The sequence below is a fragment of the Faecalibacterium prausnitzii genome (assembly GCF_003324185.1).
Taxonomy (GTDB): domain Bacteria; phylum Bacillota; class Clostridia; order Oscillospirales; family Ruminococcaceae; genus Faecalibacterium; species Faecalibacterium prausnitzii.
This window is the reverse complement of record NZ_PXUP01000019.1, coordinates 15139-33585: the sequence shown is the minus strand read 5'-3', so window position 1 is coordinate 33585 and position 18447 is coordinate 15139. Positions and strand designations below refer to the sequence as shown.

The window sequence follows — 18447 nt, the reverse complement described above, 5'->3', positions numbered from 1 at the left end:
GTCAAACACTGCGGGTTACATAAATTTTATTAGCATAAGGATTACCACTCATCTTCGTCCTCGTCATCCTTATTGAGCAGTAAATCTTCAAATTCATCGGCATCATCCGACGCAAGCCGTTCCGGGTGGAAGCGCATATCAAGCTGCTCCTGCGCAAGCTTCCGAATCTCAGGCCGCTTGTCATGGGCTTTGTTGTTCAGCCATTTTATTTGTTCTTTGGAAAGTCTCCATGGCAAAGAAAGCAGCTTGTTTTCGATCATCTGCGCAGAGCGTACATCTGGCGGCAGAGCAGCGCACTTTTTACAGATGTGCGCTGTATGACCTTTGCCCGAAAACTTTTCATTTGCTTTGTACTCGTCGCAGACTTTACAATAATGTCCGTGCTTTTTCATGGGACAGATTCCTTTCACAGATATTTTTACCAGTGTATCAGATTTTGAAGTCAATTCCAATTTATTTTTAAGAAAAGGGGGCGTTCGATGGCCGCAACACGTTTGATTGCGCTGCACAAAAACAGGGGCAAGTCGGTTGCGGCCTGCCTGAAAAGCCGCACGGACTACGCGAAGAATCCTGACAAAACGAACAAGGGAGAACTGGTCAGCAGCTATGAGTGCAGCCCCTTGACCGCAGACGAAGAATTTATGCTTTCCAAGCGGCAGTATGAATTTGTCACTGGGCGCATACAAAAAAATGATGTGATCGCCTATCAAATTCGACAGTCTTTCAAGCCCGGTGAGATTACCGCCGAGGAAGCCAACAAGGTGGGCTATGAACTTGCCATGCGGTTTACCAAGGGCAAATACGCTTTTATCGTTGCCACCCACACAGACCGGGAACACATCCACAATCACATTATCTACAACTCCACTGCGCTGGACAGCACCCGAAAATTTCGGGATTTTTTATTATCCGGGCTGGCCGTGCAGCGGTTGAGCGATTTGATTTGTCTGGAACATCAGCTGTCTGTTATTGAAATCAAGCCGTACCGAGAGCGGCAGAAGCGCACCCTTTATCCACCCAGAGAAAGTAATCGTGATAAGCTGTGTGCCGTAATCGACAACATCCTGCTGAACGAGAGGCCCGCAAATTTCGAGGGCTTTCTTCAGAAGCTGGAACAGCAGGGCTACGAAATCAAACGGGGAAAGTACACTTCGGTCAAAGGAACACGGCAGAAACGCTTTATCCGTTTTCGGACACTGGGCGCGGGATACAGTGAAGATGAAATCAAGGCGGTCATTGCCGGAGAATCCGAACACCGCCCGTATCAGAAGCAGCCACCGAAAGAGCAGCCGTTCCACCTGTTGGTGGACATTCAGGCAAAACTCTCCGAGGGCAAAAGCGAAGGCTATGCACGGTGGGCTAAACGCTACAATTTGAAAGAGATGTCCAAGACCCTGATTTTTTTGCAGGAAAATAAAATCGGCAGCATTGAGGAGATGCAGGAGCGTGTGGATGCTGCTACTGCTCACTATCACGAACTGGGCGATTCCATTAAAGATTCTGAAAATCGACTGGCAGAAATTGCGGTGCTGAAAGCACACATCATCAACTACGCCAAGACGCGACCAGTCTATGATGCCTACCGAAAGACCGGATACAGCAAGCACTTTCTGGAAGGTCATCGTGCAGAGATCACACTGCACAAGGCAGCGAAAGCGGCATTCGATGAAGCTAACCTGAAAAAGCTCCCCAAGGTGAAAGAACTGGATACGGAATATTCCAAGCTGCTGACGGAAAAGAAAGCACTCTACCCGGACTATCGTAAAGCGAAAGAAGAAATGCAGGAGCTTCTTCGTGCAAAGAGAAACGTAGAACTGTTCTTTGCAGAGGAAAAGAGCAGCACCGAAAAAACGAAGTCCCGATAAACGAAGATAGCCTAGGACCCTTCCCTCATGGAAGAGCCCTAGGCTATCTTTTTTGTTATAAAAGTGTTTGGAACAAACGCGCAGCCTGCATCGCACGATGCGGAACGATAGGGGATTGGGCACAGCCCAACAAGCATTTTGAATTTGGATTTGAAAAATCTGATTCAAAAATCGCGAGTTGGTACCAGCTCGCCCTGCTTGCCACAACAATGCGTCCTTTTTGTCCGCAATTTGTAATTTTCAGATTGGAGAAAAACGCCATGGCAAAGACGAAGGCTGAAGAAAAAGCTCTCAACCTTGATTAGATTTTGTTTAACTGCCGGGATTATCTGCGCGCTGCGCGCAACTCCGGCTCGTTCTTTGAAAAGCGTGATAGCAGCTTCTGTGAGCCGCCCAGCACATCCAGCCCACGGTCATCGTACAAATGGTAGAGGAACGGCCCCGGCCCAGCCAGATAGACGCTGGACACAAAGCCGTTCCAGCCGCCGATGTCCCCCAGAATGATTTCCCGAAGAAGCAGCTCTGGTTGAAAGCTGATCTTGCTGAGATCCCAGTAAAACTGCACTTGTGCATGGGTATCCCCATCTTCATCCTGCTCTGTGGCCGAAAGTTGTTCATCGGGAACTGGGAGGCCCACTCGCTGCCGGATAACGGTCAGCAGGGACTCGGCGGGTTCTTCATCGGGATACCCGTCGATCCGCAGAAGGTCCGGCACCGCCGGAAGTGCCCGATAGATCGCGGCGGCTCGGTCCAGCGCCCCCTGAACATAAGCGGGGTTGGTTTTCAGCTTCGCCGCACGCCTATCCAGATAGATTGGTTCCTCCCCGCCGATCTTAAAACGAATGCCCACCGGTGCATGGTAGAACAGAGGGTGTTCCAGCCCAGCCATGCCCAGATCATGTAAAATGTGTTCAAACCGCTTTGCCAGCATGGTATCCCTCCGTTCTCATGTCATTTCATACAGCAGAGCAGCATCGCCCTGCACCAGTTCCAGATGGGAGCGCAGCGTATTAAGCCCGCTTTGCACCGCCTCGGTGGGCAGATCCCAGTCCGGGGCAATTTCAGCGGCCAGCTCCGAGAGATCCTGCTCCCGCAGAGCTGCCAGCAGTTGAGACGCCAGCTCTCCCTCCAGCAGAGCGCAGTCCAGGGTGTCTTCCGTCTGGGGAGCAGGAAAACGGACATCCAGATCCAGTTCGCTCTCACACCAGTCCCAGATGGCCATATAGACCGCGCCGGAGCAGTCACCGTCGGACAACTCCTGCCGCTGGTTATTTTTTATCAGATAAAAGGACGCGATCTGTGACATGGTGGTTCCTCCTAAATGTTATTCGCTTCCATCAGCCCTTCGGCCTGCAACCGGATCACATAGAAAGCCCGCACCCAGTCCAGTTCCTGCTCCATGGAGTCCTCCAAAGCCAGCAGGCGGCGCTTGCCAAGCCTGCGATCCAGAAGGGCAAAGATACGGACAAGGGGATTCTCGCTGACAAGGCTTTTCTCGATGCTCTGGTTGTCAAAGATCCCAAACGCCTCATAGAACACCTTTTGGTCAAAGGTGCCCTGCTCCAGCGCATAGGCATGAGCCTGATTGATGGCCTCTTTTGCGGAGTCGTGATCTTTCAGCGTGGTGGAGCGCAAGTGATGAAATTTCGTCCACACATTTTCAAAATAGGTGTAGTAGTTGCTCCGCAGCACTTCCACGCCGTCCACACGAATGGCGGCCCGGCCCTCATGGTCGGCGCTTTTGCTGTAACTGGTGGCAAAATACTGGATGTGGCCCCGGAGTGCCGGGCACAGGTAGTCATTCTCCAATTTGTTCCGGATTCCACTCCAAGTGGATACTCTACTGTTTGACATAGGTGTTGTTTCCTTTCTGCTGATTCCTACTGCTTTTGGAGATACTCCCGGAAGCATTCGATGAACTCCCGATTCCGCTTAGGGACATCGAACCCCTTCCGATGGGGGAAGAACCCCTCCTGTTCCACATCGTCCAGCAGCTTGGGCAGATTGGAAAACCGGGCAAAGAATGGTAGTGCATAGTCCTGGATCTGCCCGGAAATTTCCTGGATAGAGCGTTCCCGCTCCAGCAGAGTAGATATCTCATAGCGGGGGAAGTCATCATACCGGTGGGTCAGCCGGGCGATGGAGGTACCCACGATACCATCATAGGTTTCCTCCGTCCCTTCCTGCTCACTGCGCCACTGGGCAATCACCGGGGAACTCACATCGAAGAAGGCAGTAAAAGTGGTGGAGCCAAAGCGGATGGAGGGGGAAAAGTAAAAGGAGAACACAAAGATGCCGTCTTTTTTGTAGATGTCATTTTTGCTCTTGCGGTATTTGTAGCCCAGCGGGTTCAAAGGCTCCGCGATCCGCTCACAGGTATAGACGAAGATCTCACGGGGCTTGGTTCCCTTGGGAAAATCCTTCTTCTCCATGTTGCCACCTCAATCAAAATCCATCCAGACCAGGTGTTTTCCGCAGTGGAGGCACTGGAACAGATAGCATTGCAGATGCCCGCCATTGACAGATTCCCGGATCATTTCTTTTTGCTCATCGTCCCACATCGGATCGTCCAGTACCTCCTCCAGCACACCCAGGGCCCGCAGTTCCCTGGCACCCACATGGCCCAGGTAGGCGCAGTAGTCGCCGCAGTGGGCGCGCCAGTATTCCTGCTGCCAGCCGGAGTAGCCCGGGGTGCGGTGGATCGGCTCGTCCAGCTTCTCCGGATCGTCTACACCATCATCCACAGAGAAATCATCTTGAAAACTACCGTCATATTTCCGGGCTGCTTCGCCGTTGGCGATGCACTCTGGGCACAGATATGCAATATCCTCCACGGCGTAAAAGGGGGCTGTATAGAAAATATGGGTCGTCTTGCCACAGCAGTCGCAGACAACGCCGTCTGCGGATTCCTCAAAAGCCCCAGTTTCCAGAGGATTGGGGTGATACCGGAAGGCGGGCAGGCCCAGCTGGGCCTGCCGTTCCTTCTCTTTCTGCTTCTCCTCCGGCGTTTTGGGCCTGGGGAGGGCATAATGATTGCCCCAGTTTTCCGCATAGTCCTTCAAGATGCCCAGCCGCTTGAGGGTCTTCTTGTCGGAACGATTTCCGATTTGGCAGAGCAGTTCGTAGGCATCCTTCTTGAAGTCCAGCAGATCATACACATCCACCAGCACTTCCTTGGCCTGCTTGTCTTCCGACAGCTCCAGTTTCTCCTTGAAGGTATAGAGAGCACGGACACTGTCCGGATCTCCTTCTGTCTCCCGAAACTGCTTTTGGAGTTCAATATATTGCTTCAGGTATTCGTTCATGGTCACAATCTCCCATCAATCCCACCAGAAATACCAGACGGTGGACAGCCACAGGACATCTGCCAAGGAGCCAATGCTTCCATCCTCATTCTGATCCAGATCTGGGCAGAAACCATATTGCTCCACAGCCACCTCCATAGCTCTTTCCTTGGAGATCGGAGTTGGAAGTTCAAACTCCAATTCATCGTGGCTCATGGCGGCAGGGATGGCACCATGTTGCTCGAACCAATATTTCGCCACTGCCATCAGGTCCGGTGTGTCGGGACACTCATTCCAATTTCCAAAGGGCAGGTAGGCGAAGATCTCCCAGGGGTTCTTTACCGGAATTTTAGCCAGAATGAGCGGATATGTCATTCCGGTATCATCGTTCCAATAGTTTGCGAAGCGGTCGTTGGGTTCTCCGCCCTCCATCTCGCCCAGGACTTCCTCCTCCCAGTCCAGATCATCGTCCTCGGCTTCTTCCTTGCGCTGGCCGGTCAATTCCTCCAAAATCGCCTTTCCGTCCTTAACAGGAGCGGAGAGCATCTTCTTCCGGTACTCCTCTACCGTTTTGAGGTCAAATTCATAGCAGTCCGCATCATGCTCCGGGTCGGCGTTCATTACCAGACATTCCAACAGCGTTTCATCATCCGCCTGGATAAGTACGGGAACAAAGCCCTCCCGTACCCCCAGCCGCTGGGCGTAGCTGTATGCCGACATGATGGGGTCATCATCTGCCATGGATGGGAAATAGGTACACTCGCAGTCCAGATACTCCATGATGGCATGAGCCACTTCGGAAGGCTCCAGCGTGTCCTCGTCGAAGTCCTGTCCCTGCCAGTTTTCAAAGCGTTCCTCAATCACTTGAGCCATGGTCTGATAGTATTTCTCATCAAATGGGATGAATAAGTATGCCTCCTGTTGAAATTCATTGGAGTGGTATCGGGACGGACCAAAATATTTCAGGGCATAGCCATCAATGTCGGCAGGATAGTAGGGACTGTCGCCCTCTCCGTAGTAATAGCCTGCAAAGGCACGGCCTTGCTGATTGAACAGCACAGAGAACAGACAGCCGTCCAGCTCATCCCGGATAAACTCCCGCAGATCCACGCTGGCAGGGTCGGCTTTGACCTGTTTGGCCACTTCGCTGTATTCTTTCAGGAAGTCCTCGCCCATCAGGTCGTGCTCCATGCACCAGCGCAAGTAGATGGCCATGTGGTTATAAGCATTGATGGGGTCAATAGGCAGTTCCTTCTCCTCAATGCTCTCAAGGTGATAGGAAGCGTCGTCCATCTCACCGTCAAAATTATCATTGGAAAGGGTGCCACGGGTGATCGCATTCTGACGAGTGGGGTTTACAACAAAACTGATCCCCCTCATCTTGTTCAGCAGAGCGTCTACATCATGTTCCAGTTTATAGTCCAACTCGTCCTCATAAAGCGGAATGACCTGATAGAAGTTGACCTCCTCGCCGCCCGGCAGGGTGCAGACCTCGCCGCCCTCCTCTGTACTTTGGGGGCCGGTGAGAATGGCGGCACACAGCTTCGTATTTTCCGCAAAGTTCTCCTTGTTATCCATGGTATGTCCAAAGCCCAGCCAGGTATCGCTGGCAATGGGAAGGCGGGCCAAGGATTTCAGCAGGCGGATGGGCCAGTACCACTTTTCGTCTTTCATGGACTCCTGATCCAGCTTCCAGTCCGCAGGCAGGGCAATGGCCAGCTCCGCCCGCTCCAGCTTATATTCCGCCAGTTCCTCCGGCACATTCATCCGGTGAGCGCCCATGCCCATGGTGACCAGGGTGCAGTAGTCCCGCTCCTCAGAGGGCGGCACCACACAGATGTCCACATGGATGTCGGGAGAAACCAGCTCATGGAACACATTCTCGAACTTGCCGAAATACTGCTCAATGTGCTCCTCGACGGCTTCCATCTCCTCCTCGGTGTAGACTTCGGGATTACTGAATTCTTCCTCATCCTGCGTGTCATCATTGTCTGAGTGGTCGCAGCTGTCATCCTCCGGATCTCCCTTTATAGGCTCGTAACCGATCTTCAGGGTCATCTGTTCTTCTGGCAGAGAGATGCCGGGGCTGCGGGTGATGGTGTGCTTATCGTCCGCAGAAAAACCGATGGTCTCGCCGTCTTGCAGCGTCACATCACACGCCAGCACATAGGAGGCAAGGCTGGCCAAAAAGTCCCGCAGTTCCTCCGGCTCAGCGTCGGTGTTCAACACCTCCATTTCCTCCTTGCCAAACACATCCATGCCGTAGGTGTAGCCGTTTAGGCCCCCCTCGCTCCGGTACAGGCCGAACCAAACCCAGTTGAAGATGGGCAGTTCGTCCTTTTTGAGCATATCGGCAAGGCCCTCATAGAAACGAGGCTCAAATACCACGCCGCTGGTGTAGACACCGGTGGCGTATTTCTGCTTGCAGCACACTGCCATCGCCTTGGTGAACAGCTTACCTCGTTCCAGCAGTTTTTCCTCCTCGCCCAACACAGCCACCATGATATGGGCCTTGTGCGCTTTGGCCACTTCTACGGCCTCTGGCCACATATAGTTGTTTTCGGCGTTGATCTCTGCTTCATTGTCCGGGATGTGACCGTGGAAGAGTGTCACGATCAGCATCATATTGCCGACCCGCATTACCACAGCGTCATCGCTGTTCTCAACATCTTCGTCGCCCTCATCCGGCTCCTCATCTACGATGCCCCATTCTTCCCGTAGATTCCGGATCAACTGCTCCTTGTCCCATTCCGCTTTGGAGAGGAGCACAGACCCGGCAAAGGAGCCCTTACGGTCAGTTTTCTCCTCGTCGGCGTCATCCTCAAGATCCTCTACATCTTCATCCGGATCATAGAGGGATTCATGCTCCAGTCCGCGGACAAATTCCTCAAAGCTGTCTGTCAGATGGGTAATCTTGTAGTCGTTTTCCTGATCCACATGGACTACCGCAGGCTCTCCCTGGGGGCCACAAACCCGGTAGTCCAGGAAGATCATATCGTGTCCGGCGCTGGGACAGTCGCAGATGGCCACTCCGATGGCAGGATACTCCCACTCATCGATCATAAACTGGCTTCCCAGCTCTCCGCAGAGGGAGCAGCTCTTTTCCCGCCCGATGCCGAAAATGCCGGTGATGGCCACATGGTCATCTGCCCAGCAGGTAGGTTCATCGCAGGGATAGCAGGTGTTCACCGGAATGCCGCCGTTGTGCTGCTTCATCAGCCAGATGTAGGCGGCGGGCAGCTTGTAGCCCAGTTCCTCCTCCACGCTGGCAATCAGCTCATCGGAAGGCGGCTCACTGACATATTCTTTCAGTGCATACCAATTATCATCCCAGAAGTTGGTGAGGTCGAAGCCCTCAAATGGGGTATCACCGGGCACGAATTTGGCCTTCTTCTTCCGGCTGCGCTGGTGTTTCCGGATCTCCGCCTTACACTCCCGAATCACCGCCGGAGCATTTTCATCCTCCGGGTCCAACTCTGCCCACCGCTGGGCGTAGGGAATGGCCTTTTCCTCCTGGCCGTAGAGATACTGATAGCCATAGGCCATCCGCATATTCCACTCCGCCTTGTCCTGGCCTTCCTCCCGGACGGACTCCAGCACCTCAATGGCCCTCAGAAGGGCTTTGTCTCCCTTGGATTTCAAAGTACCTTCGTCATGGTCCCCGATGATGGCGTAGTTCTCCAGTGCACGGGCCAGGGCGTAGGCGGTGCGGTAGTTCCTCCAGTTCTCCGGGATGGCATTCAGTGCCTGGATACAGCGGGTGTACTCGTCTTCGGCGTTCCACTGCTCCAGCTGAGCGAAGAATGCTTCGGCGTTCTGTTGGGTATAAGGAATATAGTCCATGCCCGTCAGCGTTTCGTCCAACTCGTCATCCTGATTCTTAGTTTCTGGCCCATCATCTTGTTGCTTTAGGGGTACAGAACCTGCTTCACGGCGGAAGGTGTGGAAGATGGCCCAGGGGATGTCCGTGCCTTCAAAGAACTCTTTCGCCATGTTCAGCGCCTCTCGGATGTCCCAGGCGATGAAGTCCACATAGCCGCAGTAGAGGCCGGTTGCCCCGCCGGTGAGAGTGAGCACTTCCGAACCATCCCCGCCGGTGAGCACTTCCTCCAGTTTGTCCCGGAAGTCGAAAATTTTCTGACTGCCTTCCTCCTCCCGCAGGGTATCCAGGGGATAGCAGAAGAAGCCCGCCACCGCGCCGTCGGCATGGAGATCGTCCATAAAATCATTGTCGGCATTCAGATAGCCGTTGATGAGCGGCACACAGCAGGTGGAACCGGCCATTACATCCAGCCGCCAATCGGCGTCCGGGTCCTGTTTGGGTTCCATTTTGTAACCAAGGTAGCTCTCCAGATAGGCTTCCGGGTCGGTGGAGAGCTCCAGGCCCTGCTCCCGCAGTTTGTCGGGCAGCTGGGACAGGAGGAAGGACGGCTCTGCCTTGGGTTCCTCCAGCACATCAAAGCTGTCTATGTATCTCATGTGGGGGATCTCACCCAGCACCTGATCGGTGAGGGTGGTGAGCATCCACCAGGCCCGGCCTTCTTCCTCCCGGAGCATAGGCAGCAGCTTTTCGCAGTAAGCGGAGATGGCGAAGCTGTTTTCACCCTGCTCCTCCAGCCAGATCTGCACATCCTCCCCGGAGATATCCCAGCCGTCCTCGGTGCGCAGGCCGATGTTCTGGAGGGGCTGACGGCCCACCAGGATGTTCCAGTGCTCCAGCACCTCCTTGGGGGCGTGCTTCTGGAAGTAGACCAGCTCAAACAGCTTGACCTTGTCGCCCTCCGGGGTGAGGATCAGCTCATGCTTTTTGCCGTTGAAGCCCATCTCGAAGGAGATTTCGTCAAACGCCTGGTTCAAAGCCCCTTCCATTGGGGCCACGAGTTCTGCGCCGCGGGTGTAATCTTTGTCCTCATCCATCATCTGGCGCAATTCTGCTTCCATCTCGGCAAAGGTTTCCCACCAGTTCTCTGTCCGCTCCCGGAAGCACTCCCAGAACTGCGGCAGAGAAATACCCTGCTTGCACCGTTCGATAAACTCTTTGGTGTCATCGTCACCAGGGCGGACTTCCAATGCCTTTTCAAAATATCGCAGAGCCCGGCCCTCCTGATCCAGATAAAAGTAAGAGTAACCCATGCGGAAGTTCCAGTAATAGTCGTCCTCGAAGTATTCCTCATGGGGCTTTAGCAGAGCGAGGGCCTTTTTGAGCATTTCTTTGCAAGTTGGCTTATGTGGGTCTGCCAGATTGTTATAGGCGCGGGCCAACTCGCTGTCCATCTCAGGGGTACGCTCCTCGGCGGGGATGGCCTCCAGCGCATCAATAATTTTATATTGTTTGCTCTCCTCATGCCACTTCTGGCACTGCTTCAAAATGTCCATATCAGGGTCCTCCTCGTCCTCATCCGGCTTCCAGTCTTTGATCTTCTGGAACACGCCATTTTCATCCCGCTCAAAGGCGCAGGGAGCGGGGGTGTTCAGCAAAGGGATGATGTCGGGATCGTCATTGCAGATCGTGTTCAGCTTGTAGATCCCGGCGTTGTTAGGGTCGTCCATGTACTCGTCGCTCTCATCACCGGCGGTAAAGCGCCAGCCGCTGTCCCAGCCGCCGTCCGGCTCCTCCCGGTAGCAGTAGCCAATCTTGCGGCCCTCTACTGTGATGCGGTTGGTGGCGATGCAGCCATCGGCGCCCTCCCAGTCAGGGAGCAGAGATTTCACATCCTCCGCTTTCACATGGTAGTCCCGGTTGCGGCCAGCGGCCTCGTACAGTTCCTTCCGCAGCGCCTCCACATCCCGAGCCATCTCCTGGATCTCCTCGTTGTCCATCATCTCACTGAGGTCATATTCCAGCGGATTCTGGGCAAAATCCGCCAGTGCCTTGTTCATGGCGTCATGCTCCTCTGGCGTGACGGTGATGCGGATGCGGCGGGCAGGGGTGTTGTACTCGTCCAGATCCTGAAGGTTCACACTGCCACTGACGCTGCACTCCAGCAGGATGGCGGCCAGATCAGTGACCACATCAATGGCGAAGTGGAAGTCCATCTCCACGCCATCGGAGTGTGTAAACTCCAGATACTCCACGGTCTGGCGGAAGTCCCAGTTCTGCTTGTCCAGCCCGATCTTGGCGAAGATCTCGCTGAGGGGGATCTCCTCCTTCTTCTGATCTACCAAAAAGGCCACAAGGTTCAGGCTGTCGTCCGAGCCTCCGATAAAGTTACCCCAGTATTTTTTGATATACATTTGTTACGCCTCCTGTTCCGAAATTAGTCGCTTGATGAGCCAGTCCAAATGCTCTGGCCACGCAGGAGCGATCTCACCGCTGTCCTCGTTCTTCCAAAGATCCACAATCTCACGGATGCCGTCCTCGTCCGGCACCTCGTTTTTGATGTCGGTGAGTTGCCGCAGCAGGAAAGCAAGGGCTTCTTTGGATGCTGTGAAACCGGTGACTTTATCCCATATAGCTTCTTCATGATCGTAGTCCAGCTTGCCATTATCCTTCCATTGGAAATACAGCTCCGCCAGAGCCATCGCAGTATTGTCAAAGAGGAAGTCGATTTGTGAGAAGTCAGCTCCCAGCATGACTTCCTCTTTCATCAGTTCGATCATCTCGCCCAGATCCATTACCGGATGCTCCGGTACATATTCATTTTTGAGGATGTCCAGTACATCCAGTCCTTCGTCACGCTCTAATGCTTTTATGCCCCATGCTCCCATGTCGGCACCTCTCTTTCTTTATTTTGTATCAAGCTTCTATTGTCAATCATAGTTCTCCAGCCGAATGATAGGCCGATAAAAGTCATAATCTCCGTTTAGTTCATTGTCCTCCTGCACTTCCGGCTTACAGTGGGGCGAACAGGGTAGGAAACCGAGAAATGGACCCAGCCCGCCGCAGATATTGCACCCGCCATCGCCACCGCAGGTGGTAAGCCTATCAGCCTGCACCACTTCCCGCATATAGGGATCGTAGGCGATGGACAGGCCGAAGAAGTTGGGTTCCTCCATGTCATAGGGCCGGTTCTCATCCTCATCCATGTCCTCAAACCAGCGCAGACGCATGGAGTAGTCTAACCCATCTCCCCACGGGAACAGGGTCCGACACCCGCCGCCACACAGGTAGGCCCACTCGTCCGCCGTGGGCAGGGAGAAGCCCCTGTTTTCCAGCATGGCAAGGAGTTCATCGTAATCAGTGCGGTTATAGATCCAGGTCTGAAATCCATCTTCCGTCCGCTCAATACGGGCCGACTGATGCAAGGTAAGACTGCTGCTGTCACTCCAGGCAAAATCCCGGAACTCCTTCAGCCAGTCAGGGTGGGCAGTCAGCCTGGGATCGTCCATTTTGACTGGCTCCCAGTTAATTTCCTCCAACTCCCGGCCCACCAGCATGGGGCCAATGGCCGCTTTCCGGACGGGAGCCATGCTTTCCCGGATCATCTCCTCCGGGTTCTGCGGTTCCATTTCCCATTCCCGGAACAGATACTCCAATTCCTCCCGGCTCTCCTGATTCAGTCCCACGGCAAACTGCTCCCAGCCCAGGGTGACGGTATCGCCGGGGACAAAGACGAACTCCCGACCATCTTTCTTGAAGATGCCGGTGGTGCAGTTCTGGCCCCAGCGGTCAAAGGTATGTAGACCGAGAAAGGTCATATTATAACGAGCAGCCAGGCTTTCCATCAGTGCCTGCTTCTCGGTGGTTTCCATTTGATTAAATTGGGGGCGGAATAGTCTTTTGTTCATAACAAGTCCTCCTACAGCCTATCCAGGTTTTCCTGTAAATCGCCCTGCATCAAGTGCTGGGCAATGGCTCGGTTCAGTGGCTTATGTGGGTGATAGGCTGCCTGCTCTACATCGTGCAGGCACTCCTCCATCAATGCCTCTGGCGAAATGCCTTCCCGTTTGCCATAAAGGTGGCCGAAGGTATAGCACACGGACTTGAGAAAGCCGAAAATATAGTCGTGATTGCCACGCATACTGGGTAGGTCGTTGAACGAGCCCATACCTCCGTATGCCCGAAGGTGGTGGGCGACCTCACGGCGCTGGGTCCAATCCTCAATATCCCGTTCCAGCCAGTCGATCCAGTTTTGGAATTCTGGATGGTCTGCCAGAAGGATGGAGCGCAGACAGGTCAGAGCCTCGGTATAAATATCGGTCTGTTTCATCAGAACCCTCCTGATTCTTTTAACGCTCCATTATAGGTGTGGCTTTCCCAGATAGCCTCAAATTCCGCTTTCTCTATGACGCAGGCGTGGAACTCCTCGCCCCAGATATGGGCGTTTAATTCCTCCACGGTGGGGATGGGCGTGATTTCAATGGCTCCATCGTAAAGGTCGGGTATGTTGTGGGTGTGACCGTCCATAAAGATGTCAATGGAGCGGAGAGCCAGCCGCTCATTTCCTGTATCCACTTCATAGAGGATGACCGATGGTTCCCCCTCCGGTGCGTCCTCCCAAAAGAGCTTGATGTACTCGATCATTCCATTTCCTTCATTTAAACCAATGCCACCCCGTCATGGTGCCGGTTACTTCATCTATCTGTACCGCAATATCATAATTGCCACGACAGCCCAGCAAAGCTGTAGGATGGTCGTTTTCCAGAATCAAATCATAAAACTCAACCGCTATGTCTTGAAATTCCTTCGGAATCTCCAGTGCAGAGAAGAAATCCACTGATTGAGCATTTTGGAAAAATTCAATGGCCGTTTTACTGCATTTTACTATAATCCCTGTTTGAGTGGTCAATTCTTTCATGCTTTCGCAACCTCGCTCATGTTCAGATACATCCCCATCGTTTTTTCATTGTCACAGGCCGCCCGGATCATTTTGGACAGCAGCATCAGGTCATCGATGTATTGGGAGTACACGCAGAACACATCTTCGTCGGAGTCGAAGTGAAACAGATCCACGCCGCTGTTGTTTTCCTCGAACTCCTGGATCACGCCCCGGACAAGCCGCTCCCAATCCTCGCTGCTGCCGATCAGTCCCAGCCGTCGGAATTCCTCTGTCCGGAATCCGTCACTGATTTTCAGCAGAAGGGAGATCGCATAGGGGTGGTGGGGAACGAGAAAGAATGGCGCGATCTGCTCCGGCTTTACCCAAATTTTGAAGGGCGGGCGCGGGTCAGGTATCCAGGGCAAGATTTCCCATTCGACCTCCGGTCGGTTTCCGTATTTGCAAAGGTCTTTCATGGCTTCACCGCCTGTTCAAGTTTCTTTCTGCATTTCTCAATGTGGGCTTGCTTGGTAGCTGTGATCTCCCGCACCAACTCTGTCTTCATCTGCAATAGAAGCGCAATCTTCTCAGCAGGCATCCCGTCCGCTGCCAGCATACAGAGAATTTCCTTCTGTGCGGAGGCTTTTCCAGCAGCAAAACCAGTATCATAGTCGTGAGACAGCAGGGCAAAGAATTGCTCTGGTGTCAGAGTGGAAATCAGTTCCTGCTCCCCGTGATAGATCCTGCTGCGGAGCATTTCCAGTTCATAAAGTTTCATTTCTGCCATGCTGTACTCCAATCGTCAAATCGGTCTATGTAATCCTCCCCATAGCCCATGCGCCAGCCAATGGAGTATCGCTCGATTTCCCGGTGGGCCAGCCAAGGGGGAGGCATGATTTTCTTATCTTGTAGTGCCATATTGTTTTCCTCATTTTTCTTTCAGGCTTCGCATCCGTTTCATGATCTGCTCCTGTTTTTTCGCGGTTTTACGCTACCTTCTCAAAAATCCCGCAGCTGTTCAAACTGCTCCAGCAGAGCATCTTTTTGGAGCGTTTCGCCCGGCAGAGCATCCAGAATATCCCGCAGGGCCATGTAGATTTCATCCCGTTCCTCGGTTTCGATAAAGCCCATCTTGTTGAAGGTCTGGGTATAGGCTGTCACCGCATCCAGCGCCTGGGACTGGGCGTCCTCGCCCGGTTTAGCGGCCAGCTGCATCAGCTGGGAACGAGTCTTTCGGTATTGATTGGCTGCCTTTTTCGCAGCAGAAGCAGGGATATGCTCCGCGCCGTCCCAGCCTCGGAAGGGATTGTCCAGGTTTTGCGCCAGCCACTCCGGTTTCCGGGGCTTGGTGATCCGCAGATCCATTCCCGGCTTGCCTTTCCAGATCTGCTTTGCCGCTTTTGCCGCCGTCTCCGGCAGGCTGGTCATCCAGAACCAGCGAAGCTCCGGCATCTGCTCCGGGGTAGGGATGTCAGCTGCGCCGAAGCCGAACAGGTCGAAGGTGGAAAGGTTCGTCAGTTCCCGAGCCCCTCCCACGGCGGAGAAGTTCTCCAGGTTTCCCGGCGCGCCCCAGAGCCGCAGTTCCTTTAAGTGGGGATGGACAGCAGCCAGTCCGCTCAGATCAAAGTCCTTCAGCTCGATGCCATGCAGCCCCCGTAGGTTCGGCAGTTCCGTGTGCGGGCGGTATTCCCCGATAAATTGGAGGGTCAAACCGCTGCCATCTTCGGGGGCATGGATGGCACAGGCGTCCGGCCCCTTGTTCTGGAACAGGAGCAGCTCCGTTCCCTCACACAGCCACAGTTCCTCCAGCCCGGTCATATCCAGCATCAGCTTTCTGATGCTGGTGCCCCGCAGATCAAGTGTCCTCTGACCGTGGTTCAGCAAAGTCACTTCATCAACAAAGGGGGATTCCCGCAAAAACTCCAGCAGATCCGGGTGCCACCGCTGGCAGATGAGTTCGGAGAGGCAGGGCAGAGCCTTTAGTTCCAGCGCCGAATCGAATGGTGCGTACTGGTCCATCACCCGATGGTTGTTGACCTTCAGCTGGATACCGCCGATCTCCGTTTGCTTGTCACTGTCCATGGCCTCCTTGAAGGCCCGCCGCCGTTCCTCCGGAATGGCCTGCCACCGGATCTGGAGATACACATCATAGCCGTCACTCCAGCCTCCGTAGGAGCGGCAGGGCTGGTCGGTGAAGGGCGGAAGTGTGCCCACCAGTTTATATTGGGGCGGGACCTCCAACGGCACCCGCAGCAGGTGGAGGTCGCGGGACCAGTACATGAAGTCCTTGTAGAGCGGGCGGAGATGGGGCAGTTCCTCCGCAGTTAGAGGGGCGTCGCCCACCCAATCCAGAGAGAGGATCACCGCCCAAGACTCTTTGCTCACCGTGTCTGGCGGCGCAATATAGGCCACCTGGCAGGCGGTGTAGCGTTTCAGATATTGGTTATAGACTGTATAGACCTCTCCGGCGGTGGCTTTCATGGTATCACGCTCCTCTCGTCAGTTCTTTTCCAGATAGAATCCCCATACGCAGTTGGAGAACTCCCCGGCAGCAAAGCGGTGAATCTGCCCGTTGATCTCCACCTGCCAGACCTCGAAGGTATGGTCTTGATGATAGATCGGGTCTTTGACTTTTACTCGCTTGCCGGTGGTTTGCCAGTTGTAGTCAAAGATGTTCACACCGAACAATTTGCATTGACCGTCCGGGCCAAAGGTTTCATATTCCCAAGCCATGTGATGCCTCACACTTCCGTGCGCTGCCAGCCGTTCAGCCGCTCCTGCACCGCATCAATCTTCCAGCCTTCGCCCACACGCTTCATAAGAAAGCGGCGGTCAAAGCCGGTGTTTTTCTCCCTGGTGTAGATGTAGAGCTTGTTTTTGGTGATCTGCTCTGCGTCAAGGAATTCTTCCCCGTTGTAGGTGCCTTGGGCGCTGTATGAGAGGCCCAGAGGTCGATAGCCCGGACGGGGCTTTTCGCTCACATATTTCTCCCAGATCGTCAGCAGACGGGGCACTGCCTCAGCACCTTCAAACCCGGCCTGCTCCATGTACTGCTCCCACTGCGTCATCTCGGCAAAGAAAGCGGACAGCACCCTGCGGCATTCCGCCGCCGCCTGCTCATCCAGCTGGACGGGCTTTTTGGCCTTTTCCCGCTGGAGCTGGAAGAAGTGTTCCATCTGCTCCTGGGTGAATTGCACATGGGCCACTGGCTCGATGCGGTTGTTGCCAGCGATGGCCAGCAGGCCCTCATAGGTAACGGCGGTATGGTCGATCTGGATGTGGGAGAGCTTGGGGATGGAGGCCGCCTGGAGCAGACCGGCATCATCCAGCCCGGTACGGTTGAGCGTCAGAAGGTCCAGCTTGCAGCCTTGCAGAGCGGACAGACTGCTGCCGTGGATGGCGGCGTTACCGTCCAGCAGCAGATAACGCAGCTTGGGCATAGCGGAAAAAACGGGGAAACAGGCGTCAGTGAGCGCACCGTCCTCCACGCCGAAGTTGGCCATGCTTTTATGTCCGGCAAAAGGGGCAAGCAGTTCATCCGTCACCGGATAGCTTTTCACATGGAAGCCCACCAGGGTGTAACCGGCCAGCTGCTCCATGATCTCTACGGTCAGTTCCGGGACTTCAAACTGCTTTTCTCCGTCTAAGGTCAGGACACCGCTCTCCCAGTTCACTGTCCGCGCCCGTTTTGGTAATTCCATAGCGCGCCTCCTTATTCCTGCTCTTTGTAACTGGCTTCAATGTCGATGAAGCGCACATACACGGCGCAGACTTCGCCCTTTGCGTCATAGCCGAAGTAGACGGGATAGTAACCGTCACCCCAGCCAGAGGCAAAGATGGGCAGATTGCAGTCCGTGTCCGGCACCGTCCAGTTGAGCCAGTCGCCGCAGTCTCCCTGATATTTGGGGTGGGCTTTGGCGTTTTCCTCCAGGAGATCGCAGAACAGGTCGTTGTAGGGGTCGATGTCCGGGTCCTCCTCCAGCCGCTTGGCCCAGTAGGTCTTGAAGGCCGCCTGGGTCTGGATGTCCGCAACACAGCCCATTCCAGCGTCTACGCCAAAGCCAAAATACTCGTCCTCGCCCAATTCCTCGTCCAGATCCTCGTTGCCCACCATGCCCAGCTCATAGCGGACAGGCTTTTCCTGAGAAACCTCCACCTTGACGCAGGCATAGCGGTCGCCGTATTGTTCGCTGGGCACCACACAGATCTTTACGGGGTAAGTCCCGGCGGGGATGGTCTGCATAAACGGCAGAGTGTCCTCCAGCTCCACCAGCGGATCGCAGGCGAAGATCTGCCCGGTGGGGAAATGGACGGCACCGATGTCCAGTACATCCACCGCCATGTTCCCAATCACTTTCTCTGTGAAATGGGCCTCCAAGTCATCTTTACAGGTCAGTTTGTTCTTGATTGCTTCGTATTTGTTCAGCCATTCAGTTGTAGGCATATCAGTTTCCTCCTGTTGATTTTGTTTCTTGATGTACATACTCTTTGAGCCATCCCAATAGCAGTTCACACACCGGCCATCCTGAAAATGATGGTCACAATTCGGGTAGCCATAGAGAATATGGGCACATTCCGGGCACAGCCCCATCATCTGTG

Annotated in this window: 19 protein-coding genes; 1 reads left to right on the top strand and 18 read right to left on the bottom strand. The window is 54.2% G+C overall.

Annotation, left to right across the window (positions count from 1 at the left end; all coding sequences use genetic code 11):
* Nucleotides 1-41 precede the first annotated feature (41 nt).
* Complete coding sequence (locus C7J97_RS12105; RefSeq protein WP_242983512.1) at nt 42-452, bottom strand: hypothetical protein; 411 nt, start codon at nt 450-452, stop codon at nt 42-44.
* 27 nt (nt 453-479) lie between these two features.
* On the opposite strand from C7J97_RS12105, the gene C7J97_RS12100 reads away from it, so the two are divergent.
* Entirely contained in the window at nt 480-1865 is a 1386-nt protein-coding gene (locus tag C7J97_RS12100) for a relaxase/mobilization nuclease domain-containing protein (RefSeq protein WP_113993105.1), read from the top strand.
* A gap of 325 nt (nt 1866-2190) precedes the next feature.
* On the opposite strand, the gene C7J97_RS12095 is transcribed toward C7J97_RS12100, so the two are convergent.
* From C7J97_RS12095 to C7J97_RS12010, 17 genes are all read right to left on the bottom strand, one after another.
* Nucleotides 2191-2796 carry a DUF3885 domain-containing protein gene (locus C7J97_RS12095; RefSeq protein ID WP_015565836.1) on the bottom strand — a complete coding sequence of 202 codons (606 nt, stop codon included), beginning with the start codon at nt 2794-2796 and terminating at the stop codon, nt 2191-2193.
* 15 nt (nt 2797-2811) lie between these two features.
* Nucleotides 2812-3171 carry a hypothetical protein gene (locus C7J97_RS12090; RefSeq protein ID WP_015565835.1) on the bottom strand — a complete coding sequence of 120 codons (360 nt, stop codon included), beginning with the start codon at nt 3169-3171 and terminating at the stop codon, nt 2812-2814.
* 11 nt (nt 3172-3182) lie between these two features.
* Nucleotides 3183-3719 (bottom strand): SF0329 family protein, encoded by a 537-nt coding sequence (locus tag C7J97_RS12085; protein WP_006059612.1) that lies wholly within the window; start codon nt 3717-3719, stop codon nt 3183-3185.
* 26 nt (nt 3720-3745) lie between these two features.
* Nucleotides 3746-4297, bottom strand: coding sequence for a DUF4304 domain-containing protein (locus C7J97_RS12080; RefSeq protein WP_113993106.1), 552 nt, complete (start codon nt 4295-4297; stop codon nt 3746-3748).
* A 9-nt stretch (nt 4298-4306) separates the two neighbouring features.
* A complete protein-coding gene (locus tag C7J97_RS12075) occupies nt 4307-5170 on the bottom strand; it encodes a CbrC family protein (protein ID WP_015565834.1) in 864 nt (287 codons plus the stop codon).
* 15 nt (nt 5171-5185) lie between these two features.
* On the bottom strand, nt 5186-11383 hold the full coding sequence (locus C7J97_RS12070) for an immunity protein Imm33 domain-containing protein (RefSeq protein WP_113998226.1): 6198 nt from the start codon (nt 11381-11383) through the stop codon (nt 5186-5188).
* 3 nt (nt 11384-11386) lie between these two features.
* Nucleotides 11387-11857, bottom strand: coding sequence for a DUF4259 domain-containing protein (locus tag C7J97_RS12065; RefSeq protein WP_113998225.1), 471 nt, complete (start codon nt 11855-11857; stop codon nt 11387-11389).
* A gap of 42 nt (nt 11858-11899) precedes the next feature.
* Nucleotides 11900-12877 (bottom strand): hypothetical protein, encoded by a 978-nt coding sequence (locus C7J97_RS12060; RefSeq protein WP_097784802.1) that lies wholly within the window; start codon nt 12875-12877, stop codon nt 11900-11902.
* A gap of 11 nt (nt 12878-12888) precedes the next feature.
* Nucleotides 12889-13299 carry a DUF6966 domain-containing protein gene (locus C7J97_RS12055; protein ID WP_097784803.1) on the bottom strand — a complete coding sequence of 137 codons (411 nt, stop codon included), beginning with the start codon at nt 13297-13299 and terminating at the stop codon, nt 12889-12891.
* A complete protein-coding gene (locus tag C7J97_RS12050; RefSeq protein WP_097784804.1) occupies nt 13299-13613 on the bottom strand; it encodes a DUF6881 domain-containing protein in 315 nt (104 codons plus the stop codon). Before C7J97_RS12050 ends, C7J97_RS12055 begins: the two co-directional genes overlap by 1 nt.
* A gap of 10 nt (nt 13614-13623) precedes the next feature.
* Nucleotides 13624-13887, bottom strand: a complete 264-nt coding sequence (locus C7J97_RS12045; protein WP_003524806.1) for a hypothetical protein — start codon at nt 13885-13887, stop codon at nt 13624-13626.
* On the bottom strand, nt 13884-14324 hold the full coding sequence (locus tag C7J97_RS12040) for an Imm51 family immunity protein (RefSeq protein WP_097784805.1): 441 nt from the start codon (nt 14322-14324) through the stop codon (nt 13884-13886). The genes C7J97_RS12045 and C7J97_RS12040 overlap by 4 nt, the downstream gene beginning before the upstream one ends.
* Nucleotides 14321-14635, bottom strand: a complete 315-nt coding sequence (locus C7J97_RS12035; RefSeq protein ID WP_097784806.1) for a hypothetical protein — start codon at nt 14633-14635, stop codon at nt 14321-14323. Before C7J97_RS12035 ends, C7J97_RS12040 begins: the two co-directional genes overlap by 4 nt.
* 212 nt (nt 14636-14847) lie before the next feature.
* Nucleotides 14848-16329 (bottom strand): hypothetical protein, encoded by a 1482-nt coding sequence (locus C7J97_RS12025; RefSeq protein WP_113993107.1) that lies wholly within the window; start codon nt 16327-16329, stop codon nt 14848-14850.
* Nucleotides 16330-16347: 18 nt separating this feature from the next.
* On the bottom strand, nt 16348-16581 hold the full coding sequence (locus C7J97_RS12020; protein WP_097784808.1) for a hypothetical protein: 234 nt from the start codon (nt 16579-16581) through the stop codon (nt 16348-16350).
* Between the two features lie 8 nt (nt 16582-16589).
* Nucleotides 16590-17549 (bottom strand): NTF2 fold immunity protein, encoded by a 960-nt coding sequence (locus tag C7J97_RS12015; RefSeq protein ID WP_097775147.1) that lies wholly within the window; start codon nt 17547-17549, stop codon nt 16590-16592.
* An 11-nt stretch (nt 17550-17560) separates the two neighbouring features.
* On the bottom strand, nt 17561-18292 hold the full coding sequence (locus C7J97_RS12010; RefSeq protein WP_330601408.1) for a DUF4241 domain-containing protein: 732 nt from the start codon (nt 18290-18292) through the stop codon (nt 17561-17563).
* Between the last annotated feature and the right edge of the window lie 155 nt (nt 18293-18447).

Excerpts from the sequence above, each read along its gene's own strand:
- C7J97_RS12045 (WP_003524806.1), bottom strand. The coding sequence starts at position 13,887 with ATGAAAGAATTGACCACTCAAACAGGGATTATAGTAAAATGCAGTAAA.
- C7J97_RS12080 (WP_113993106.1), bottom strand. The coding sequence starts at position 4,297 with ATGGAGAAGAAGGATTTTCCCAAGGGAACCAAGCCCCGTGAGATCTTC.
- C7J97_RS12025 (WP_113993107.1), bottom strand. The coding sequence starts at position 16,329 with ATGAAAGCCACCGCCGGAGAGGTCTATACAGTCTATAACCAATATCTG.
- C7J97_RS12015 (WP_097775147.1), bottom strand. The coding sequence starts at position 17,549 with ATGGAATTACCAAAACGGGCGCGGACAGTGAACTGGGAGAGCGGTGTC.
- C7J97_RS12065 (WP_113998225.1), bottom strand. The coding sequence starts at position 11,857 with ATGGGAGCATGGGGCATAAAAGCATTAGAGCGTGACGAAGGACTGGAT.
- C7J97_RS12020 (WP_097784808.1), bottom strand. The coding sequence starts at position 16,581 with ATGGCTTGGGAATATGAAACCTTTGGCCCGGACGGTCAATGCAAATTG.
- C7J97_RS12060 (WP_097784802.1), bottom strand. The coding sequence starts at position 12,877 with ATGAACAAAAGACTATTCCGCCCCCAATTTAATCAAATGGAAACCACC.
- C7J97_RS12070 (WP_113998226.1), bottom strand. The coding sequence starts at position 11,383 with ATGTATATCAAAAAATACTGGGGTAACTTTATCGGAGGCTCGGACGAC.
- C7J97_RS12010 (WP_330601408.1), bottom strand. The coding sequence starts at position 18,292 with ATGCCTACAACTGAATGGCTGAACAAATACGAAGCAATCAAGAACAAA.
- C7J97_RS12100 (WP_113993105.1), top strand. The coding sequence starts at position 480 with ATGGCCGCAACACGTTTGATTGCGCTGCACAAAAACAGGGGCAAGTCG.
- C7J97_RS12050 (WP_097784804.1), bottom strand. The coding sequence starts at position 13,613 with ATGATCGAGTACATCAAGCTCTTTTGGGAGGACGCACCGGAGGGGGAA.
- C7J97_RS12035 (WP_097784806.1), bottom strand. The coding sequence starts at position 14,635 with ATGGCAGAAATGAAACTTTATGAACTGGAAATGCTCCGCAGCAGGATC.
- C7J97_RS12055 (WP_097784803.1), bottom strand. The coding sequence starts at position 13,299 with ATGAAACAGACCGATATTTATACCGAGGCTCTGACCTGTCTGCGCTCC.
- C7J97_RS12095 (WP_015565836.1), bottom strand. The coding sequence starts at position 2,796 with ATGCTGGCAAAGCGGTTTGAACACATTTTACATGATCTGGGCATGGCT.
- C7J97_RS12090 (WP_015565835.1), bottom strand. The coding sequence starts at position 3,171 with ATGTCACAGATCGCGTCCTTTTATCTGATAAAAAATAACCAGCGGCAG.
- C7J97_RS12085 (WP_006059612.1), bottom strand. The coding sequence starts at position 3,719 with ATGTCAAACAGTAGAGTATCCACTTGGAGTGGAATCCGGAACAAATTG.
- C7J97_RS12040 (WP_097784805.1), bottom strand. The coding sequence starts at position 14,324 with ATGAAAGACCTTTGCAAATACGGAAACCGACCGGAGGTCGAATGGGAA.
- C7J97_RS12075 (WP_015565834.1), bottom strand. The coding sequence starts at position 5,170 with ATGAACGAATACCTGAAGCAATATATTGAACTCCAAAAGCAGTTTCGG.